This window comes from Legionella sp. 39-23 (assembly GCF_001897665.1).
GTDB classification, from domain to species: Bacteria; Pseudomonadota; Gammaproteobacteria; order Legionellales; family Legionellaceae; genus Legionella; species Legionella steelei.
Map to the genome: position 1 here is coordinate 122,034 of NZ_MKTO01000007.1, position 21,161 is coordinate 143,194.

Sequence of the window (21,161 nt, forward strand, 5' to 3'; positions counted from 1 at the left end):
CCTGGGTTACCCTGTTCCAGATCATTTTATCCATTTAATTTATTAAGCAGGGCACTTATTTCAAAAATACGCTCTTCTGAGGAGGTACTGTCAAGAGTAAAACGCAAGCGTTGCGGTCCTTCCATTTGATACCTTTTGGCGTGTACTTGAATCAAATTAATTAAAATGGCCGGATCAATATTGGGTTTTTCACTAAATTCCAGCTTGCCTTGCTGTGCACCAGCACTGATCTTTTGAATTCCCATTGTTTCAGCTTTCAATTTTAATTCAGTAATCAATAATAAATGTTTGACTTGGTGTGGTAACAAACCAAATCGATCAATTAACTCAACTTGTAAGTCATGCAATTGCTCTTTAGTTTTTGCATTGGCAATGCGTTTGTACATAATGAGTCGGTTATGGATATCTGGAATATATTCATCAGGAATAATTGCACTGATTCGTAAATCAATCTCGGGACCTTGATGCATGGGAGCAGATAACTCAGGAGTTTTTCCAGCTTTTAAATCATGAACCGCTCTATCGAGCATTTCCATAAACAAGTTAAAGCCAATCGCCTGCATGTTCCCACTTTGATCCTCTCCTAAAAGCTCACCTGCTCCACGAATTTCTAGATCGTGGGTTGCTAGAGTGAAGCCTGCGCCCAGATCCTCCAAGGAGACAATAGCCTCTAAACGCTTGGTGGCATCGGAGGTGAGTAATTTTTCATTAGGCGTCAATAAATACGCATAGGCTTGATGATGAGAACGACCTACACGTCCACGTAACTGATGCAGTTGTGCTAAACCAAATTTATCCGCACGGTCAATAATAATTGTATTGGCGGTGGGAATGTCGATACCGGTTTCAATGATCGTGGTGCAGACTAAGACATTAAAGCGATGATGATAAAAATCAGACATGACTCGTTCTAGCTCACGTTCACGCATTTGCCCATGAGCCGTACGGATTTTTGCCTCCGGAACTAGAGCTTGCAATTCCTGACACATGTGCTCGATCGTTTCCACATTATTATACAGGAAAAAGACTTGGCCACCTCGAAGGATTTCCCTAAGGATGGCTTCGCGTACGGTGGAATCTTTTTTCTCTTGCCAGAATGTTTTAATTGCGAGACGTTTGGCAGGTGGTGTGGTCATGAGCGAGATATCTCTGATTCCAGCCATTGCCATGTTTAATGTTCTAGGAATTGGGGTCGCAGTCATGGATAGAATATCGACATAGGTACGTAAGGCTTTGATGTGTTCTTTTTGTTTCACCCCAAACCGATGTTCTTCATCAATAATAAGTAATCCAAGATTTTTAAAAGCAATCTTACTTTGAAATAGTTTATGTGTTCCTATGACTATATCAACGGCTCCTGATTTTAAGGATGCAAGAACTGTTTCAGTTTCTTTGGCTGAACGAAAACGTGAGAGCAACTCAATATTGATGGGGAAGTCGGCAAATCGATCTCGGAATGATTCAAAATGTTGCCCTGCCAGCAGAGTGGTTGGGACTAGAATGCAGACTTGCTTATTGTTTTGTACCGCAACAAAAGCAGCGCGCATGGCTACTTCGGTTTTACCAAAACCTACATCCCCACAAATTAAACGATCCATAGGTCTTGGCGATTCCATATCTTTTATGATTTGTTCGATAGCGTTTAATTGATCTGGTGTTTCTGTAAATGGAAAAGCACTAGCAAATTTTACATATTCATTGTGATCTACTTGATATTGCTGCCCAGGCTGTGCTTCTCTTTTGGCATAAAGATCAAGTAATTCGATAGCAATATCATGGATTTTTTCAGCGGCTTTTTTCTTTTCTTTTTGCCATTGATCCGAACCCAGTTTATGTAAGGGTGCATGATCACTATCAACGCCAGTGTAGCGACTAATCATGTGCAGTGAAGTTACCGGTACATAAATCTTGTCTTCGCCTGCATAGGTAAGAACTAAAAATTCACTGGCAATCCCATTGGATTCAATATGCTGTAATCCCTGATAACGCCCTACACCAAATTGGAGATGTACTACTGGAGCACCAACACGTAGTTCGGCCATATCACGGATAATTAAGTCGGGGTCAACAGTTTTTTGTGCACTCCGTCTTTGGGGGGTACTTTGTTCTCCAAATAATTGTGATTCAACAATAATAACGAGATTACTCTGTTTTAGCTCACATCCGTAAATGAGACTCCCAGTACTGATGTTGATTGGCGCAGTATCATTAATAAAATCATGCCATGAGGTTTGGACTTTAGCGCTAATGCCGCTTGGCTTAAGCAAATCAAGCAACACTTCACGCCGTCCAGCACTTTCGACTACCAGTAAATAGCGGCGTGAAGAATCAGCACAATATTCACGCAGCTGGCTTAGAGGCTCTTGTGTTTTCCTATCTATGGGTAATTGTGGGCCCGAAATAATGTCAAAATTAACCACAGCCCCTTTTTTATCTGAAGTATTTTGGAACAAGCGAAGTTGTTCGTACGTATTGGCTTGAGTTAATAATTCCGTCGGATTAATAAAACATGCTGGAGGTGATAAAATTGGCCTACTGACATCATATCGTCTTTGCTCATAACGCTCGTTCAACTCTTGCCAGAATTGTTCTGCATTATTTTGGATGTCTTCAATCAGGCAAATCTTGGCATTTTCTGGCAGATAATCGAAAAAAGTGACCGTTTTTTCAAAAAACAAAGGCAGATAATATTCGATTCCAGAAGGAAACTGGCCTTCACTGATTGCCTCATAAATAGGGCATTGACTTGGATTCCCTGGAAATAGTTCCCTAAAAGCACGTCGAAACAGGAGCTGGCTTTGTTCATTTAAAGGGAACTCTCGTGCAGGCAATACATTGATTTCTTTTATTTTTTCTATAGTACGTTGGGTTTCTGTATCAAATTCGCGGAGACTTTCGATTTCATCGTCGAAAAGCTCAATACGAAATGGCAAACCAGACCCCATAGGATACACATCAATAATGGAGCCGCGTAAAGCAAATTCGCCGTGCTCAAGTACCTTATTCACACAATGATAACCGGATTGCTGTAGCTGGTTACGAAAAGCAGTTAAATCCAGTTTTTGTCCTTCTTTTAGCATTAAAGCATATTGATTCAAAAATTCAGGTGGACAAAGCCTATGCATTAAAGTACTTGCTGAAGTGATGACAATGGCATCTGTTACTTGTTGGATGCGACTTAATGTATATAATCGTTCGGAAATAATATCCTGGTGGGGGGAGAATTGGTCATAAGGGAGTGTTTCCCAATCGGGAAAAAACAATAATTCTTGAGGGGAATTTGGATTGAGAAAGAAATTCAATTCTGCTTGCAACTGATTTGCACTGAGATTGTCTTTCGCAATCAATAATTTAATTCCAGAAGTCTGTTGGCAATATTCAGCAAGTGCTAGTGCTAAGCTGCTTCCATGGAGTTGTCCCCATATTTGTTTGGCCTGCGTCGATTGATAGAGTAAGGTATTTATGGGCATAGCTTAGACATTCGGGTTTAAAAATTGGCTATTATACCTGATGTGTTGTCTTGGTTCATCTTAAAATTGCGGATTATTTATTTTTAGTGCTTTCATCCCGGGTCCGACGAGGATTTCTCATTGTAACACCATACTACAGAGTGCAGATCCCTCACTTTGAGTTATTTTAGTCATAACACATACAGGGATGGCATTACGAATCACTACCAGGCAAGCCTTGAATTTTGATATCAAAATGATGTAACAAGGCGATGACGTCTAGGAAAGAAAAACGTGCATGCTTGATTCTATTTTCATTCGGATCAATGGTGTAGTTGATGGCGTTTGTAAAATCTGCAGCACTTAAATTGGTATGGAGAAACAAGCTATTTAGTAAATCGGAGTCTATAAAGCTCGCATGACTTAAATTTGCTTCTCGAAAATCAATATCATGAGCCTTGCATTCTTCAATAATTAAGTTAGAGAGTTCTAATCCGTAAAAACTGGAGTGGCTCAGATTACTGCTATAAAAATAGAGGGGGCTTGTTAGCTTGACCAAGGGCCAACTCAATTCCGTCCAGTTTATCCCAATGAGCTTTGAATTTTTAAAAGAGACTTCTGAGAATTTACAACTCGGAAATTTTGTCAGAGCCAAATCACAGGATTCAAAATCGCAATCAGTGAATTTTGTATGATGGAATATAACATCAATGAATTTACATTGTTTAAATTGACAATTTTCAAAATCAATGCGTTCGATTCGTTCTTTTTCAATGGTTAATTGCGTGAATGTTTGATTAGTATAAGTATTTTTATTAAATGGGGACATCATAATCTTTCGCTATTTTCTTTAAATCAATACCCAGGCTACACAACTTCAAGACAACATCTTAGTTTTCATTCAATGATGTATCGGTCTCTATGAGCTCTAACTGCTCTAACTCGATATCCACGGATTCGATTTTTTGAAAACGAGAGGTAATTTTTTTAGCAGAGGTATTTACTTCATTGACATCTTGATGCGCCTGATCAATGTGTTTAGATAGTTTGTCCATTCTTTTTTCAAAGCGTTGGAAGTCATCTGCCAGAGATTGTAAGTGTTTTTGAATGATGTGCACTTGTTTACGGGTGGCATCATCTTTAAGTACTGCTTTAGCAGTAGTTAGGACTGCCATTAATGTACTGGGTGAGACAATCCATACTTTTAATCTTTGAGAAAGAGAAATTAAATCTGGATAATTGGCATGAATTTCAGCAAAAATGGATTCTGCAGGAATAAACATCATGGCACCATCAGTAGTTTCGCCAGGGATGATGTATTTTTCGGCAATATCTTTAATATGTTTTTGAATGTCTTGACGAAATTGCTGTTGCAGAGATTTCTTTTCGACTGAACCTGCATCAATATTGATAAGCCGTTGATAGGTTTCTAGAGGAAACTTGGCGTCAATAACCACATCACCTGTAGGCTCAGGCAGGAATAAAATGCAATCAGCGCGTTTTTGATTGCTTAATGTATATTGCATTTGAAAATGATTGGGGGGAATCATATTGCTGATTAAGGTTTCGAGCTGCACTTCACCAAATGCGCCGCGCGCCTTTTTATCAACCAACACATCTTGTAGACTGACCACATGATTCGATAATTCAGTAATTTTCTTTTGTGCCTCATCAATGATCGTGAGGCGTTTTACAACGTCAATAAATGTAGTGGACGTTTTTTCAAAGCCTTCCGCTAATTTATGATTGACTTGTTGCGTTAGTCCATGGAGATGATTACGAATCTCTTCAGTAAGCAATTGTAGATGAGAGGTGAGCGCGCTGGCGTGTTGTTTAAAGCTATGGTTGATTTGTTCTCGAACATCAGTCATTTGTTTTTGGACCGTGTCATGAATCATTTGTTGTGTTATCAATTGTCCTTGGCTGATTTTCTCATTTACATTCACGTGTACTTGATGCAATTGCGTGGTAAATGCCTCAAGAGTCTTTTCGTGTAGTTGCTTACTTAGTTTTTTTTGCTGATTTTGTTTTAGCAAAAACCAAATGAAGAATGAAAATTGGAGGGCTAAGGCACAAGCGATGCCCTCAAGCAAAGAGATTGAAGATAAAAATTGCATTCATTAGTCCAAAAGTTGACTGAGTCTAATCGGCTGATCATATTGATAAACCGTTTTTAGTTGCCCGTAATCAGTAAGATGTAGGTAACCAATTGAGAGCTGATCCTCTGCTAAATGTGCCGAATTGTCAAAACTAAATTGAATTGTTTGCTTTCCTGGATCAAGCCATTGCGCACTTTGTGATGTTTCAACCGGAATATCCTCACCTTTAGCGTTTTTCTTGTATAAAATGCATTGTAAGGCATACCGACTTGCAGTAGCCACATTCACAGTGGCAGCTAAGGTCAAAGGCTTAGAAGAGACTTTCTTAATGCTCATTAAGCTGGCAGAAGGCACCGAATAGGAAAAAGCGGCACGTGCGCTACGATGTGTAGGTGTGTTTTCATCCAGTTCACTCGATACCTCTACATCAATATACCAATTGCCGCCATGAGTATTATCGTCAGAAGATAACTGGGTACTGGCTTGGAATTGATTACGTTTTACTTGTTTGATTTCGAGAGGAACTATTTGGTTATCAGGACCTATCAATGAGGCGTGAATATCATCCACTGGATAGGACGTAATATTATCTTTTAGGAGAATGAGTGCATTAAATTGATCGCCATATTGATATTGCAATTCAGAGGGTTCGACCTGCAAATAGATTAACGAGTATTTTTCAAAAACATGAATTAGATATTGATCAGCATCACTTGATGGATTTATGTGTTTGCTTTGGATTACGAAATTACCAGAGCCTAACTCAGGTTTGATTTGTAGCATGGTTTGATGTGCACCCAGTCTGAGTGACTCATCGATTGCTTCATCCTGACTATACAAAGAAGAGGCATCTTTGAGACTCATGAATTTACTGGCAGTACTTTTTATTTCTAATGCAGGAATAGCTTTGTCTTTTTGTAGCGGGATGATGCGTAGCACAGCTTCTGGCGAATGAATGGGTAAGTTTATGCCTTGTTGTAATTGAGCTGCCGTTATTTTTTGACTGTAACTATAACTTTTTTGCACATTTTTTTCAGTTTTAATTAAAAGGTTTTCGGAAATCTTCCAGCTATCTTGCAAACTTTCATGAGGCAAAGTACTGCAAACATCACAATCATAAGACTTGATTTGGTTTTGGGGGAGCGTAAATGCATTGATTTGTGAGCAACAAAACAAAGACAATAAGGTTAGTGTAGTTCTCATTTTGAAGCTCCTTCTAAAGCTAAGGCAGAAATTAGTATTTTATCTAACCCAAAACATGAATGGCGACTTTGATTGTGACTTAGTATCGTTTCATCTTCTGTTTTTTCCTTATCGTAAAACCAAACAGTACCAGCAACTGCTTGGGAACTGCAATTTAAAAAGCCATCGGCACAAGAGTCTAAATAGACTTTGGAAATTTTTAAGCCACTATTGAGTAAATAACCATTACAATAGCTGGCTGAAGAAAAAGGTGAGGCGGTTACATCGGTCCCCACAACGGTATTAAACGCTACGGGCAGGGAAGGTCGATTTTTAGTACCAAATAAAAGCTCTTCATTATAGATGTTCATGTCACCAACGCGTTGTTGCTTAATGGCATCACCCGTATAACCTAATATCCAGCTCAGACTGGCTTCAAAAATACCTCCATTGAGAAGTATGTCCGCAAGTGGCGTTCCTCCACTTGAAGGAGCTAGGGCGACTATGTGCTTGATTTTGCTTTTTAATCGCAGGTATCGGCTGTCATAAGTTGGATTTGACAGGATCCAACGCATTACATTGCCGCCATTGGAGTGCGTGTAAAGAATTAAAGAGTCAATTTTTTTATGCTCTATGAATGCTAATAATTGATTCACTGTACATCCTGCAGCATCTTCTTCCCACATATACTTACTGTAATCACAATGAACTACATAGTAATTTCTAGGATTAGGGAGTGCTTGGGCAATACTTTCCATAAAATCAGTTTTCCAATAACCACCATCCGCATCCTCACGATGGTCATTTGTTCCATGAACGAATGCGATGCCCAAATTGCTATGTTCATTTGGTTGAGGAAGAGAGTAAATCAATGTGGAGAATAGAAACAAAAACACTGTTATTAAGATACGTTTAAAATCCATTTTTATCACGCCCCAATTCATGTTAAATCGACATGTATCTATAGCATATTTTTTAATGATAAACTAATGTTTTAGGATAATTGCTTACCCTCTGATTGGTTATAAGTTTATTGAGTATTGTAGCCTGGGTGCAGCGCAGCGAAACCCGGGTTACGGCTTTGCCTGCACCCAGGCTACAATGCATTCAAAAGCAATGACTCCTGTGGTTTGAGATTATACGGATGAGATGAATGAGTATTGATGAAATAAAAGGAACACTTGCTGAGCTAAAAGAAAAAATAAGGCAGTATGATTATCACTATTATGTTCTGGATGAACCAATAGTTCCTGATGCTGAATACGATCGTTGTTTTCGAGCATTACAGGATTTAGAAACGAAGTATCCTGAATTATTAACTGCAGATTCGCCAACTCAACGCATTGGCGGTACCCCTGCAGATGCGTTTATGCCAGCAACACATCGGCAATCGATGTTGTCTTTATCGAACGTGTTTACTGAAGATGAATTAAAAGCATTTATTAAACGCGTAACAGATAAACTGGATGAGCCGGTCCAGAACTTGGTTTTTACATGTGAACCTAAACTGGATGGGCTTGCTGTTAATCTCACCTATGAGAATGGAACCCTGGTTTCTGCCGCAACTCGCGGTGATGGGACTACGGGTGAAAATATTACTGCCAATATTAAAACAATCGCTGCAATCCCTTTAGTTTTAAGAGTAGAGAAACCACCTCGTTTTATTGAAGTTCGTGGTGAAGTCTACATGCCCAAAGAGGGTTTTGAAGCGTACAATAAAAAAGCCAAGGAAGCGGGTGAAAAAATTTTTGCGAACCCACGTAATGCTGCAGCAGGAAGTTTACGGCAATTGAATCCCTCCGTGACTGCGAATAGGCCTTTGGCAATTTATTGCTATAGCATAGGCGCTTGTGAAGGGTACGCTTTACCCGACACACATTGGGAGCAATTGCAACTTCTCAAAAAGTTTGGTTTTAGAGTGTCTTCTGACATTAAGCGAGAAGAGGGAATGCAAGGCTGTTTGGATTATTACTATGATATGTTAGCCAAACGCGATCAACTTCCTTTCGAGGTTGATGGTGTTGTTTATAAGGTTGACAGTATTCCTTTGCAGCAGCAACTTGGTTTTATTTCAAGAGCACCGCGTTTTGCCTGTGCCCATAAATTTCCTGCCACTGAAGAGATGACAGAGCTTTTAGCAGTTGATTTTCAGGTAGGAAGAACAGGTGCTTTAACTCCAGTAGCACGTTTGGCACCGGTTAGCGTTGCAGGAGTTACTGTAAGTAATGCTACTTTACATAATATGGATGAAATCACCAGGAAAGACATCCGTATAGGCGATAAAGTGATTATTCGTCGTGCTGGTGATGTGATTCCTGAGGTCGTTTCAGTAGTTTTGGAGCAACGACCTGCAAATACCAAGGAGATCCACTTACCTGAAAAATGCCCGGTTTGTGGTTCTGATGTAGTGCGTGAAGAAGGGGCGGCGGTTGCTCGTTGTGTGGGTGGTTTATTTTGCAAAGCGCAACTCAAAAGAATGATGTGGCATTTTGCTTCACGCAAGGCCATGTATATTGAGGGCTTGGGATCCGTGCTTATCGAACAATTGGTCGATGAAGGATTTATTCGTCATTTACCTGATCTTTATACGCTGGATGTTTCTACTTTGGCAAATCTTCCTCGTATGGGAGAAAAATCAGCAAAAAATTTATTGGATGCATTGGAACAAAGCAAAAATACAACATTTAGTCGTTTTCTTTATGCTCTTGGAATTCCTGAAATTGGCGAGTCCAGCGCTCGTATGCTGGCAGAACATTTTGGTGATATTGAGGCGATTTCCATGGCCACAGAAGACGAGTTGATGAATTTGCAAGATATGGGACCTGTAGGTGCTTTTAATGTTGTTCATTTTTTTGCCCAAGATCATAATCGCCAAGTTATTGAGCGTTTATTAGCTCTCGGAATTCATTGGCCCAAAGTTGAGAAAAAGAAAGTAAATAAAGAGCATCCTTTATTTGCAAAAACAGTTGTTTTAACTGGAACTTTAAATACTATGGGACGTGAAGAAGCCAAAGCAAAATTATTGACTGCAGGAGCTAAAGTCAGTGGCAGTGTCTCCGCAAAAACAGATTATGTAATTGCTGGAGCTGAGGCAGGATCTAAACTGGATAAAGCAAATGATTTAGGTGTTACTGTTTTGGATGAAGAACAGTTTATAAAATTGCTAGCGAGCTAGCAGTTAAGTTGCCCTCAGCCCAACCCCTCTCCTGATGACCGGAGGGGGCAATTGGGGTTCGTGTAGTTTCCCTTCTCCCTGAGGGGAGAAGGTGCCCGTTAGGGCGGATGAGGTCGGCATTTTTCTTTACCTCCCTATGATGACTTTGGATAAGGATATTTTTTTGAATCGTATACAACGTATCGCTCTGATTGTGCTTCTTTTTAAGAGTGTTAGTTTTGCATATGCATGGCCTTGGGTTTTAAATAACCCATATCCTAAAAGTCAGGCAAATGAAAATATTTATTATTCATCATTTTCTGAGCAGCCCAAAACCTTGGATCCCGCACTTTCTTACTCCTTAAATGAGTACCTTTTCATTGCTCAAATTTATGAGCCTTTGTTGACGTACGATTACTTACAAAGGCCATACCAATTAACTCCGTTGACTGCTGCACAAATGCCACAATTGCGATACCTTGATGCTCAAGGAAATCCATTGCCAGAAAAGAGTAAGGATGCGGCTTTTACTGTTTATACCCTAACAATTAAAAAGGGAATTTATTATCAGCCTCATCCAGCATTTGCCAAAGATAAAAACGGATCATACCTTTATCATCAATTGTCCTCAGACTATTTAGAGGATGAAGGCATTAATCAATTATCTGATTTCAAATATACGGGTACGCGCGAATTAATTGTGGATGATTATATTTATCAAATAAAACGTTTGGCTAATCCTAGAGTTAGCTCATCCATTTATGGGTTAATGAGTGACTATATTGTTGGCTTTAAAGAATATGGCAAAACACTTCCTGGTGGCACACAATATGTTGATTTACGCAAATATCCCTTGCAAGGGATTAAAAAATTGGATGATTATTCTTTTGAGATTACTTTAAAAGGTGAATATGCCCAATTTTTATTTTGGCTGGCCATGAGTTTTTTTGCACCTGTTCCTTGGGAAGCCGATCTCTTTTATTCTCAACCAGGCATGGCAGATAAGAATATTACTTTGGGTTGGTATCCTGTAGGAACAGGACCATTTATGTTAGTTAAAAACAATCCAAATCGCAGGATGGTGTTGCAAAAAAGCCCTAATTTTCGTGAAGATTATTATCCTAGTATTGGTTCAGATAAGGACAGAGAGTTAGGATATTTGGATAATGCAGGAAAACGTTTACCTTTAATTGAAAAAGCAATTTATACCTTGGAAAAAGAGTCAATTCCTCGTTGGAATAAATTTTTGCAAGGCTATTATGATAACTCTGCAATTGGTAATGACAGTTTTGATCAAGCCATTCACATCAATAAACATGGCACGGCAGAACTCACATCGGAAATGAAAAAAAAGCAGATATACCTGACTCAAACGTTTCAACCCAGTACTTACTACATGGGCTTTAATATGCTCGATAATGTTGTTGGAGGCTCTAGTGAGCGTGCGCGCAAGTTACGACAGGCTATTTCAATCGCGGTAAATTATGATGAAAACATAGCTATTTTCTATAATGGGCGTGGCATGGCTGCACAAGGGCCGATTCCGCCGGGTATTTTTGGTTTTAAAGAGGGCAAAGAAGGAATCAATCCCTATGTGTATCAATGGATAGATGGTGAAGCAGAACGACGGCCAATTAAGGATGCTCAAAAGCTTATGTCTGAAGCCGGATATCCTAATGGTGTTGATCCGGCTACAGGAAATCATTTAATTTTGCATTATGATGTGACAACAACAGGTGGGCCTGAGGACAAAGCCTTATTTGATTGGATGCGCAAACAATTTGCGCAAATAGGGATAGATTTGAATGTACGGGCCACTTTGTATAACCGTTTTCAAGAAAAAATGCGTACAGGAGATACCCAAATATTTAGTTGGGGGTGGGTAGCGGATTATCCAGATCCTGAAAACTTTCTATTCCAATTATATGGCGGCAATGGCAAAGTAAAATTTGGTGGTGAAAACACGGCTAATTACCAAAACCCTGAATTTGATCGCCTCTTTAATTTAATGAAAAATAGAGGAAATGATGCCCAAAGACAGCAGATTATTGATACTATGACGCGTATTGTTCAGTATGACGCGCCCTGGATATGGGGTATACATCCTGAAGAGTTTCTTTTATCGCAAAGCTGGGTTTCACGCGTTAAACCGAACACAATGTCTTTTGCAACACTAAAATACACTGCGATCAATGTACCTAAACGAAACACATTGAGACAGGCTTGGAATCAACCGATTTTTTGGCCTTTAGGGTTATTGCTTTTGCTTATTCTAATGCTGATTTTTCCTTTGATAATTGCATATTACAAGAAAGAAAAAAAACCGGCAGAAAGGACTTATATATCATGATAAAGTATTTGCTGCGACGAGTTATCTACTCGATTCCTATTCTTTTTGGAATAAATTTTCTTACTTTTATTTTGTTTTTTATGGTGAATACGCCAGATGATATTGCTCGTATGCACCTAGGACAAAAACACGTTGAACAACAGGTTATTGATGATTGGAAGGTTGCCCATGGCTATAATTTTCCCCTGTTTTTTAATGCAGAAAAAAATGGGCTGCAGAAAATAGAATCGACTTTATTTTTTCAAAAGTCGATGAAACTGTTTACTTTTGACTTTGGTGTCTCTGATGCAGGACGAGATATAAGTGAGGATATTACGTACAGGATGTGGCCTAGCCTTTCTATCGCATTACCTGTTCTGCTTTTAGATGTAATTACTAACATTATTGTTGCGATGGCAATGGCATTTTTTCGTGCAACTTATCTTGATTTATCTGGAGTGGTGATCTGTATTATTTTAATGTCGATTTCCAGTTTGTTTTATATTATTGGTGGGCAATATCTTTTCGGGAAAGTATTGCGCCTTGTCCCTATCTCTGGTTATGACGGTGGTTTTGAAGCGGTGAAATTTGTTATTTTACCCATTACCGTAGCCGTACTGAGTGGACTGGGTTCAGGCGCACGTTGGTATCGGACTTTATTTTTAGAAGAAATGCATAAAGATTATGTTAAAACAGCGAGAGCTAAGGGATTATCTGAACAAAGGGTGATGTTCCAACACGTATTAAAAAATGCGATGCTCCCTATCTTAACTGGAGTTGTAGTCATTATTCCTTCTTTGTTTATGGGAAGCTTAATCCTAGAATCTTTTTTTGGTGTACCGGGCTTAGGGAGTTATACAATTGATGCAATTCAGCAACAAGATTTTGCGATTGTAAGGGCCATGGTATTTTTGGGTTCAATTCTTTACATTGTCGGTTTAGTACTAACAGATTTATCTTATATGTTGGTCGATCCGCGTGTGAAATTATCTTAAAAAAATAAGGCTACGTTAGAATAAAATGACTTTTGAATTTCTATGGACTGATAAATGCTTCCTTACGTTATTAGCATTAAGTGTGCTGGTTATTTTATTCAGTTCGCGCAAACAACATATAAGGCGATCTTTTAACCTAATATTGCACCGGCCCATCGCAGTAAGTGCGGGTATTATTCTGTTGTTTTTTATTACTATTGGCGTGCTGGACTCCATTCATTTAGCATCAGCAAATAATGAGGCTGAAACACCGACCACTGTATTGGATAGGATTTTGGCCCCTATAGATGAAATTACTGAAAAAACCTATTCGGCTCCTTTGGCTTTAAGACAGTTTATCAGCGAAACAATCTTAGTTAATGGTGTAGTCAAACAAATTCACCCATTACTTGTGTACCCAAGCAAACGAATAAAATCTAAGGCAGACAGAAAAGAGGTTATCCACAGTGTCATTTGGAATGCTTTAAAATATTGTATATTAGTCGCATTTTTTGTAGCGGCGTGTTGCGTATTCATTCGTTATTGCCAGCGGATAAAACCGTTGTTTTCCTTAAGTCCTACTAGCTTAAGTACTTTAATTACTTTGAGTCTGCTTACATTTTTTATTGTGCTTGGGTATGAGCTTTCAAGAACATTTCATGTGTTGGGTACTGGACAAATTGGACAAGATATTTTTTATTTTACGATTAAAAGTATACGCACAGGCTTGGTTATTGGTCTTTTAACTACTTTATTTATGTTACCTTTGGCTTTATTTCTAGGCGTTGCTGCAGGATATTTTGGTGGTTTGGCAGATGATCTGATTCAGTATGCATACACGACCTTAAGTTCCATTCCAGGAGTTTTATTGATTACTGCTTCTGTTCTATCTTTACAAGTTTATATCTCCAATCATCCTGAACAGTTTACAACTTTGGCTCAAAGTGCGGACGCCCGTTTATTAGCACTTTGTTTTATTCTAGGAGTAACCAGTTGGACTAATTTATGCCGGCTTTTACGTGCTGAAACCCTAAAATTACGAGAAGTTGACTATGTTCTGGCGGCGCGTGCTTTGGGCTCGAACTGGTTTACTATCATTCGCAAGCATTTATTACCTAATGTGATGCATATTGTGGTGATCACTCTAGTTCTCGATTTTAGTTTTTTGGTTATGGCTGAGGCATTGCTTTCATATGTGGGAGTAGGTGTTTCACCCATGACCATTAGTTGGGGAAATATGATTAATAGTGCACGACTTGAGTTGGCGCGTAACCCCGTAATCTGGTGGCCGATGCTGGCTGCATTTGTTTTTATGTTTTTGTTGGTATTAGCAATCAATTTATTTGCAGATGCGGTTAGGGATGCTTTTGATCCGCATCAATCTCAAGTTTAATTGAGTATCTACATAAACTTATGCCTGTGAGCAAGGCTGGGCTGTTAAGCCCAGCGTTTTGTTGAGTTAATTTTTGCTCTCGAAGAAATGTTTGGGATTGTGACATGCTGGGCTTAACAGCCCAGCTTACATTTGCCTAGGTTGTACATTGTAAATGGATCCCTGCCTACGCAGTGGTGCACATACGTTTACGAAAATGGTGCGTTGTTTTACGTGGAAGCGCTTATTTAGCCGTAGGCAAAACTCCTGATTTAGGTTAAAGTTCATCAATTAAGCTTAATGAGTTCAGTCCCTTATGCAACAACGTTTTGTTCATTTACGTGTTCACACAGAATATTCTTTAGTTGATGGTTTGGTACGGGTTAAACCATTAATGAAGATTTTACCATCTCGTGGAATGTGTGCTGTTGCAGTAACCGATCATTGCAATTTATTTGCAGCGGTGAAGCATTACAAAAGTGCTGTTGATGCCGGAATTAAACCAATTATTGGCAGTGACTTACCTTGTCATGATCCAGAACAACCCGAACGCGTATCTTCTCTAGTTCTTTTATGCCTTAATTCGGAAGGCTATAAAAATTTAACTTGTCTTGTTTCCAAAGCGTATCAAGAAGGACAATATCAAGGGCAACCAAGAGTACAAAATCAATGGATTGAAGAATATTCATCAGGACTTATCGCTTTATCTGGAGGACGATTTGGTGACATCGGCCAAGCTTTATTGGCCAATGATGATGCTTTAGCCAAAAGTCGTGCTTTATATTGGCAGAGCCTTTTTCCCAATCGTTTCTATTTGGAAATTCAACGTACAGGTCGACCGGATGAAACACGCTATAATGAAAAACTGATTGCTTTAGCTGATGAACTGCAATTACCTTTAGTTGCAACCAATGATGTGCGTTTTCTGGATCAAGATGATTTTGAGGCACATGAAGCGCGTGTGTGTATCCATGAGGGCTATACGTTAGCGGATCCTCGAAGAGTACAAAAGTACAGTGCACAACAGTATTTACGCTCAGCAGATGAAATGGTTGCCTTATTTTCTGATTTGCCTTCTGCAATAGAAAATACACTCGAAATCAGTAAGCGATGCACCGTGAAACTGGATCTAGGTAATAATTACCTGCCCAATTTCCCCATTCCAGAGGGATCTACAGTTGAAGGATATTTATCCCATTTATCACAAGTCGGTTTGGAAGAGCGCTTGCTGCAAATATTTAAAAACAAATCCCCGGAAGAATTGCAGGCATCTCGAGAAGAATATGACAAGCGCTTGCAAATTGAGCTGGATGTTATCAATAACATGGGATTTGCTGGATACTTCCTCATTGTCGCGGACTTTATTCAATGGGCTAAAAAAAATGGCGTTCCTGTTGGACCTGGTCGGGGCTCGGGTGCTGGCTCATTGGTCGCTTATGCATTAAAAATTACCGATTTAGATCCCTTAGAGTATGAGTTACTTTTTGAGCGTTTTTTGAATCCAGAACGGGTATCAATGCCTGACTTTGATATCGATTTTTGTATGGAAGGTCGCGATCGGGTCATTGATTATGTAGCAGAGAAATATGGCAGACAAAGTGTTTCACAGATTATTACCTTTGGTACTATGGCTGCAAAAGCAGTCGTACGAGATGTGGGGCGTGTGTTAGGGCATCCTTATGGCTTCGTTGATAAATTAGCAAAATTAATTCCTTTTGAGATCGGCATCACCTTAAACAAAGCTATGGAGCAGGAAGAGGAGCTTAAACGTCGTTATTCCGAAGAAGAGGAAGTGAAAGAGCTCATTGATTTGGCATTAAAACTCGAGGGGATAACTCGAAATGCAGGAAAACATGCCGGAGGGGTTGTCATTGCCCCATCCCAGCTCACTGATTTTACCGCAATTTATTGTGAAGAGGGCTCCACACAAATTGTGAGCCAGTTTGATAAAGATGATGTTGAAGCCGCAGGCTTAGTCAAATTTGACTTCTTGGGTTTAAGAACGCTGACAATCATTGATTGGGCATTGGCTACTGTAAATAAAAAACAAGCTCTTGAAGGATTGCCTCTGGTTGATATCAGCCAAATACCTACAGACGATGTGGCAACATTTGATTTATTAAAGGCTTGTAAAACAACTGCGGTCTTCCAGCTGGAATCCCGCGGAATGAAAGAGTTGATTAACCGTCTGCAACCGGATTGCTTTGAAGACATTATTGCTTTAGTGGCCTTATTCAGACCAGGTCCTTTGCAATCTGGGATGGTGGATGATTTTATCGATCGCAAGCATGGACGTGCAGCGGTTGATTACCCACATCCTGATTTGGAGCCTATTTTAAAACCAACATACGGCGTTATCTTGTATCAAGAGCAAGTCATGCAGATTGCGCAGGTATTGGCGAATTATACTTTGGGTGCTGCGGATTTATTACGACGCGCTATGGGAAAGAAAAAGCCTGAAGAAATGGCGAAACAACGGGAGATTTTTACCGAAGGAGCGACCGCTCGCGGAGTCGATGAAAAGGTCGCAACCCATATTTTTGATTTGATGGAAAAATTTGCAGGTTATGGATTTAATAAATCGCATTCAGCAGCTTATGCACTCGTTGCCTATCAAACGGCATGGCTTAAAGCACATTATCCAGCAGCATTTATGGCCGCGGTTATGTCTTCGGATATGGATAATACCGATAAAGTAGTCACTTTTATTGATGAATGTGCGCATATGAAATTGAAGGTTTTACCACCCTCCATCAATCATTCTATGTATCCGTTTACAGTCACTGATGAGACCACTATTATTTATGGTCTGGGAGCCATAAAAGGAGTAGGGGAGTCTGCGATTGATTGCATTACCGAGGCTCGAGGCATTGGAGGAAGCTATGTGGATTTATTTGGTTTTTGCCAACGTCTTGATCTGCGTAAGGTGAATCGACGCGTTTTAGAAGCACTGATTAAAAGTGGTGCTTTTGATGATTGGGGTGTAGAACGGGCAATATTGACTGCTTCTTTGGAAAAAGCATTAAAAGTAGCAGAAAAGGAGCACCAAAATCAGTCCAGTGGTCAATTTGATTTGTTTTCCTTATTGGATGATGGGAACAAGGAGCAAGAATATGTTCCATGTAAACCTTGGTCTGAGGCACAACGCCTAGAGGGTGAGCGAGAGGTTCTAGGCTTTTATCTAACAGGACATCCAGCAGATCAATATCGACGTGAGTTTGGTGATTTTATCGTTTCAATCAGCCAATTAAACCCATCCATGCATAAAAAAGCACTGATTTGTGCACAAATAGTTGGAATTCGCAAGATTATAACCAAACGTGGTAAGAAACTTGTGATTCTGGGTATGGATGATTCCACGTCTCGATTGGATGTTGTTGTGTTCGGTGAACTTTTTGAGGCCTCTGGTTCTACCTTAGCCACTGGCGATATGCTCGTTATTGAAGGTGAGGTAGCACATGATGACTATAATGGCGGTGTAAAAATGACTGCAAATAATCTTTATGATGTGCCAACAGCCCGCACCAGATTTGCTCGATGTCTTGAATTACGTTTGCATGCTGGAAATCGGGGAATTTTAGCCTCAATTCAGGCATTGTTAAAAGCGCACGTTGGGCGTTGCTCCGTTCAATTGTTATACAGCAATGACCATGCACGGGCACTGCTAAGTTTGTCACCACAATGGCAGGTTATTCCTAGTGATGAATTACTTGGACTTTTGACCAATCTTTTGGGTGATGAGCAGGTTTTGATGCGGTACTAGGGGCTGTTAAACAGCCCCTGGTAACTTGCAACTGGGAGTTTTAATGCTGCAAGCAGTCAGGCTACATTTTAAATAGGGTCTTTTAACCAAGTAACAGTTTATCCATTTTGGCGGCGCAAATGAAATCATTCTGACTCAAACCGTTGAGTGCATGAGTCATGAAACTGACACGACAATAATTATAGCCAACCTCTAAATCAGGGTGATGGTTTTCAGTATTTGCTATCCAGGCCAGTGCATTGACAAACGCCATTGTTTCATAAAAATCTTTAAAAGATAAACTGCGTTTGATGATGCGGTGATCAGCACTGACTTCCCAATGTTTATTTAATTGAGGCATTAAATTTTTAATTTGTTCTGCGTTTAATGCGGCTCCGATACCTTCACATGATTCACAATGTTTGCTGCTTAAATCACTGGTCATTTTATTTCCTTACTTGTAGTAATTACTCAACGTATCAAGAAATCGATTATTCTGCTCTTTAGTTCCAACAGTTACGCGTAGGTAATTGTTCATTTTATAGGGATGCAGAGGTCTCACTATGATACCCCTATCTAAAAGATAGTTATAGAGCAACATACTGTCTTCCTTGCAGTCAAAGGTCAAGAAATTACATGCAGAGGGTAAGTAATTGATATTGAGTTGCTCAAACCCTTGCTTCATTTGCAGCATGCCTTCCGTATTGGTTTGCAAGCTTAATTGAAGAAACTGCTCATCATCAAGGGCCGCATGAGCGGTGGTCAATGCAACCTGGTTGACCGTAAATGGCAACTGTATCCGTTGCATCAGCTCAATGATTGAAGGGTTGGCCATCGCATAACCCAAACGCACTCCCGCTAATCCATATATTTTGGAAAAGGTGCGCGTAATCACTAAATTAGGGTGTTGTGCTAACCATTCGATGCTGTTGCAACTTAATTGGGAGGCGGCGTACTCATAATAAGCTTCATCAAGGACCAAGAGCGTACTTTCAGGAATATGTTCTAACAAACGTTTTATTTCTTTTTGACTGATTAAGATGCCAGTAGGATTATTGGGATTTGCAAGAAAAATAATCCCTGTTTTTGAGTTACATGCTTGGATCAGGTTATCTATATTAACTTGCCAATCTGAATTCACCGCAACGGAATGCACGGGAATGTTCAACGTGTGTGCTTGGATCGCATAAGTGCTAAATGCATGGTCATGGGTGATAATGTGTTTGTCATGATGCAGTGCGAAACAGTTGAGTAGAATAGTATAGATATAATCCGAACCATTACTTAAAAAAAGCTGATTGGTATTGATTTTAAGTTTATTTGCCAATTTAGGCATTAAAGGATGATTGAGTGGTGAGGGGTACATTGCTAAGACATGGGGTGACATTTTTCGAAATGCCTCCAGTGCCAAGGGACTGCAGCCCAGAGGGTTTTCATTACTGGCCATTTTAATGATGTCGCTGTCATTAATCCCTTTTTCACGTGCTAATTCTTCTATGGATTTACCTGGTTTATAGGGGACTAAAGAGCGTATGCCTGGATGCGGTAATTGTTGAAAGTTAACTGCCATAAAATGCTCCCTATTTAAAATTTTTCTCATATTATCCAAGCTTTAGTCTTCTGTCACGAGCTTGTTGCAACAAAGAAATGATTTTAGGACACTTATAGTGTAGTAGTATGACCGGGGATTGAAGAGCCCCGGCATTGAGATTATTGGTAGGAAGGGGGATTTTGGGCAATTAAGTCATCAAAGGCGCGATTTGGGATCAAATCGGATTCATTTAAAGGTTGACGATCAAGAGGGCACTCATGTTTTTGTCGTATCCAAAATCGAATACCTCGTGTTTCAGTTTTATTATCATCATTAAAGGTATGGCCATGTGTATCCATCAAGGTAGGAACTCCCTTAATTCCTAAAGGCTCATGTGTAATCGGATCGACGAGTTGATTCTTAGGTTCTTCTTTGGTAGATGATGCATCGCCCTTTAATGGACCCAAAAGAAGTTGTGCCCATGATGTGCGTTTGTAATAGTTCACTTGTTGATAAAATTCATCGGAGTGGATTGCTTGTGCAGGGATACAACATTCACGGTTGTGGCGATCGGGGGTTACAGGAGCTTGTCCCGATTTTGCATAAACGAGTGCAACACCCTGAAGTACTGCAGCACGAAATCGCTCGAGTAACTCGGTGCATTTGCTTATAAAATGGGCAGGTGGAGAGAGAAGAAGTCCAAGACCCCAGCCAGCAAGACCACCAATTGCAGAGCAAAAGACAGCTACAGGTTGAGACAAGTTTAAAAAAGGCAAGAAAAAATCAAGTGTTTTGGCAATGACAAAAGGAATGGCAGCAAATGCTATACCTACAGTCGCAGTTCCTATATTCCAGGCTTTTTGAAAATAAGTTGCTGGTACATCATAGGCACCAAGTGATTCAAAAAAAGTTGTTTTACCAATAAAAACAGCGAAATCATCAATCGAGCTATATATCTTCTTTTTAAGAGCAATAAGTCCTTGAAGCAATAAGTCAGGAATAAATAAAGCAGTACCAATAAGAGCGCCAATAGGAGCGCCAATTGCAAATCCTAAAGCCTCTCCTATCCAGCCAAATATTCCACGCATGACTCCATAATGACGTGTGCCATCAGCATAGTCTATGTATGCACTGTTCTCTTTCCAATATGAGGTATAATCGGGAATCCAGAACATGGCTAAAATAAGGTCAAGAATTATGCCAGGGATACTTGTAATTTCTCTTAATACCATGCGCGTCAATACATGACCTACGGTCATACCTTTAGCGAAATAAGCATACATCACTTCTCTCCCTCTTATGTTCTTAAATATTTTTGCGGATTGTACG

At 39.7% G+C, this 21,161-nt stretch carries 13 protein-coding genes; 5 read left to right on the top strand and 8 right to left on the bottom strand.

What is annotated here, in order from left to right; translation table 11 throughout:
• Nucleotides 1–26: 26 nt before the first annotated feature.
• The 5 genes from mfd to BGO44_RS04295 all read right to left on the bottom strand — a co-directional run bounded on the left by mfd (nucleotide 27) and on the right by BGO44_RS04295 (nucleotide 7,653).
• Nucleotides 27–3,470, bottom strand: a complete 3,444-nt coding sequence (gene mfd, locus BGO44_RS04275) for a transcription-repair coupling factor (protein ID WP_273199365.1) — start codon at nucleotides 3,468–3,470, stop codon at nucleotides 27–29.
• A gap of 193 nt (nucleotides 3,471–3,663) precedes the next feature.
• Nucleotides 3,664–4,281, bottom strand: a complete 618-nt coding sequence (locus BGO44_RS04280; RefSeq protein WP_273199363.1) for a pentapeptide repeat-containing protein — start codon at nucleotides 4,279–4,281, stop codon at nucleotides 3,664–3,666.
• 58 nt (nucleotides 4,282–4,339) lie between these two features.
• Nucleotides 4,340–5,566: a DNA recombination protein RmuC gene (locus tag BGO44_RS04285; protein WP_058510853.1), complete on the bottom strand. Its 1,227-nt coding sequence runs from the start codon at nucleotides 5,564–5,566 to the stop codon at nucleotides 4,340–4,342.
• A gap of 3 nt (nucleotides 5,567–5,569) precedes the next feature.
• Complete coding sequence (locus BGO44_RS04290; protein ID WP_058510852.1) at nucleotides 5,570–6,751, bottom strand: DUF4785 domain-containing protein; 1,182 nt, start codon at nucleotides 6,749–6,751, stop codon at nucleotides 5,570–5,572.
• Nucleotides 6,748–7,653, bottom strand: coding sequence for a hypothetical protein (locus BGO44_RS04295; protein ID WP_058510851.1), 906 nt, complete (start codon nucleotides 7,651–7,653; stop codon nucleotides 6,748–6,750). The genes BGO44_RS04290 and BGO44_RS04295 overlap by 4 nt, the downstream gene beginning before the upstream one ends.
• Before the next feature lie 230 nt (nucleotides 7,654–7,883).
• On the opposite strand from BGO44_RS04295, the gene ligA reads away from it, so the two are divergent.
• From ligA to dnaE, 5 genes are all read left to right on the top strand, one after another.
• A complete protein-coding gene (gene ligA, locus BGO44_RS04300) occupies nucleotides 7,884–9,905 on the top strand; it encodes an NAD-dependent DNA ligase LigA (RefSeq protein WP_058510850.1) in 2,022 nt (673 codons plus the stop codon).
• 163 nt (nucleotides 9,906–10,068) lie between these two features.
• Complete coding sequence (locus BGO44_RS04305; RefSeq protein WP_058511708.1) at nucleotides 10,069–12,234, top strand: ABC transporter substrate-binding protein; 2,166 nt, start codon at nucleotides 10,069–10,071, stop codon at nucleotides 12,232–12,234.
• Entirely contained in the window at nucleotides 12,231–13,208 is a 978-nt protein-coding gene (locus BGO44_RS04310) for an ABC transporter permease (RefSeq protein ID WP_058510849.1), read from the top strand. Before BGO44_RS04305 ends, BGO44_RS04310 begins: the two co-directional genes overlap by 4 nt.
• A gap of 25 nt (nucleotides 13,209–13,233) precedes the next feature.
• Entirely contained in the window at nucleotides 13,234–14,580 is a 1,347-nt protein-coding gene (locus BGO44_RS04315) for an ABC transporter permease (protein WP_273199359.1), read from the top strand.
• 295 nt (nucleotides 14,581–14,875) lie between these two features.
• Nucleotides 14,876–18,322 carry a DNA polymerase III subunit alpha gene (gene dnaE / locus BGO44_RS04320; RefSeq protein ID WP_273199357.1) on the top strand — a complete coding sequence of 1,149 codons (3,447 nt, stop codon included), beginning with the start codon at nucleotides 14,876–14,878 and terminating at the stop codon, nucleotides 18,320–18,322.
• An 82-nt stretch (nucleotides 18,323–18,404) separates the two neighbouring features.
• Here the strand turns inward: dnaE and BGO44_RS04325 are convergent, their stop codons facing one another.
• The 3 genes from BGO44_RS04325 to BGO44_RS04335 form a co-directional block, all read right to left on the bottom strand.
• Nucleotides 18,405–18,746 carry a 4a-hydroxytetrahydrobiopterin dehydratase gene (locus tag BGO44_RS04325; RefSeq protein WP_058510846.1) on the bottom strand — a complete coding sequence of 114 codons (342 nt, stop codon included), beginning with the start codon at nucleotides 18,744–18,746 and terminating at the stop codon, nucleotides 18,405–18,407.
• A 9-nt stretch (nucleotides 18,747–18,755) separates the two neighbouring features.
• Complete coding sequence (gene hisC / locus BGO44_RS04330; RefSeq protein ID WP_058510845.1) at nucleotides 18,756–19,871, bottom strand: histidinol-phosphate transaminase; 1,116 nt, start codon at nucleotides 19,869–19,871, stop codon at nucleotides 18,756–18,758.
• Nucleotides 19,872–20,011: 140 nt separating this feature from the next.
• Nucleotides 20,012–21,115, bottom strand: coding sequence for an RING finger protein (locus BGO44_RS04335; RefSeq protein ID WP_273199355.1), 1,104 nt, complete (start codon nucleotides 21,113–21,115; stop codon nucleotides 20,012–20,014).
• Between the last annotated feature and the right edge of the window lie 46 nt (nucleotides 21,116–21,161).